Origin of the sequence: Gordonia amicalis NBRC 100051 = JCM 11271 (genome assembly GCF_000332995.1) — a bacterium.
In the GTDB taxonomy this organism is placed as follows: domain Bacteria; phylum Actinomycetota; class Actinomycetes; order Mycobacteriales; family Mycobacteriaceae; genus Gordonia; species Gordonia amicalis.
This window is the reverse complement of sequence record NZ_BANS01000084.1, coordinates 1-1,908: the sequence shown is the minus strand read 5'-3', so window position 1 is coordinate 1,908 and position 1,908 is coordinate 1. Positions and strand designations below refer to the sequence as shown.

Annotated in this window: 1 protein-coding gene and 1 tRNA gene; one reads left to right on the top strand and one right to left on the bottom strand. The window is 62.1% G+C overall.

What is annotated here, in order from left to right:
• Positions 1-32: 32 nt before the first annotated feature.
• Positions 33-1,766: a recombinase family protein gene (locus GOAMI_RS23860; RefSeq protein ID WP_369403355.1), complete on the top strand. Its 1,734-nt coding sequence runs from the start codon at positions 33-35 to the stop codon at positions 1,764-1,766.
• On the opposite strand, the gene GOAMI_RS22230 is transcribed toward GOAMI_RS23860, so the two are convergent.
• A tRNA-Met gene (locus GOAMI_RS22230) sits at positions 1,723-1,799 on the bottom strand. The genes GOAMI_RS23860 and GOAMI_RS22230 overlap by 44 nt on opposite strands.
• Positions 1,800-1,908: the final 109 nt, after the last annotated feature.

The following is a 1,908-nucleotide window of genomic DNA, read 5'->3' as shown; positions in this document are numbered from 1 at the left end:
CCGAGCGAGGCGGTGAGGCCGAGGGCTTCTCGATCCCTGCTCAGCGCGAAGCCTGTCTGCGCAAGGCACAGTCACTGGATGCGGTGACCGTTGCCGAGTTCGTCGATGCCGGTGAAAGCGCCCGCTCGGCCAATCGCCCGGAACTGAAAAAGATGCTCGACTACGTCAAGGCGCACAAGATCCAGTACGTCATCGTGCACAAGGTCGATCGTCTCGCACGCAACCGCGTCGACGACGTCGAGATCAATCTGCAGCTCACGTCGGTTGGTGCCCAGCTCGTCTCCTGCTCGGAAAACATCGACGAGACTCCGAGTGGCATGCTGCTCCACGGCATCATGAGCTCGATCGCCGAGTTCTACAGCCGCAACCTGGCCACCGAATCGCGCAAGGGCATGCTCCAGAAAGCGAAGGGTGGCGGCACCCCAGGCATGGCACCGTTCGGCTACCTCAACAGCCGCACCCGCACTGACGACGGCAGAGAAGTGAAGACCGTCATCATCGACCCCGAGCGTGGCCAGTGGGTCACCTGGATGTTCGAGCGTTACGCCACTGGTGAATGGACAGCCGGAATGATCAAAGACGAGTTCGACAAACGCGGCGTGACTACCGTGGCCCGACCGAACCGCCCCAGCCGACCGATCGCTCACTCTCATATCACCGCGATGCTCCAGAACCGCTACTACACCGGTGCCGTCCGGTTCGAGGGGGTCGAGTATCCCGGTAGCCACCCAGCTCTTGTGAGCGAGGCACTATTCTCCGAGGTTCAGCGCGTCCGCCAGGCCCGCCACCAAAGCCGCGAGAAGCCGCGTGTACACAACCACTACCTGAAAGGATCGGTCTACTGCGGACAATGCGGCGAACCGCTCACGTTTGAGAAGACCCGCAATCGGGTGGGCACCGTCTACGACTACTTCTACTGCCTCGGCCGTCAGCGACTCAAGAACGGCTGCACCTTCCGTGCCATCCAAGCGCCGCACCTCGAAGACCTCGTGACCGCTCATTGGCAGACCGTGACACTCAACGAGACGCAGACCGCCACGATCCGTGCGCTCGTCCTCGACCACATGCGCATCCTGCTTCCTGACGCAGCCCAGGCACGACAGGCAGCCTCCGAACGACTCCAGCAACTCGAGCAGGAGAGCCGCAAGCTGCTCGAAGCGTTCTATGCCGACGCGATAGGCACGCCCGAACTCCGGAACGAGCAGGCGCGTATCGCGAGTGAGCGCGCGAAGTCGGAGGCGAGGCTCGGCGAGTTCGATCTCCAGGAATCACACCTCACCACAAAGCTCGAAGGTTGCCTGGCGCTCCTCGGCAACGCACATAAGCACTACTTGTCAGCCGACGCGAAATCGCGCCGGGACCTTAACCAGAGCATCTTCACGCACCTCTACGTCCACGACGACGACATCGTCGCTAGCGACCTGAGTCCGGCGTACCAGTTGCTCATGAACGACGATCTGGCCGCGACGCTGGCAGCCGAACGGAAGCGGGACCAGAACCATGTCGTTAGAACTAGTGACCTCGTCGAAGCGACAAAGGTCACCGGGATTGGCGACAGGGGTGGTGAATCAACCCTCCGAGACCTGCCGACACGCGCCCGTAGAACCGCCCCGGACGCCCGAATCCCCGGGTTCCTGACTATCGAACGCCCCAGAGGTGCGATGCCGTGGGAAAAAGAAAGAACCACGGCCCCTGAGGACCGTGGTTCTAACATTACTTCTTTGGTAGCGGGGACAGGATTTGAACCTGCGACCTCTGGGTTATGAGCCCAGCGAGCTACCGAGCTGCTCCACCCCGCGTTGCAGTGAGCAACACTATCGGCGGGACGGCAGCAGACCTAATCGGTCGCCCGAGCGAGGCCTGGGCCTCTACTTGCGCAGGTCTTTGCGCAGGATCTTGCCCGACGAC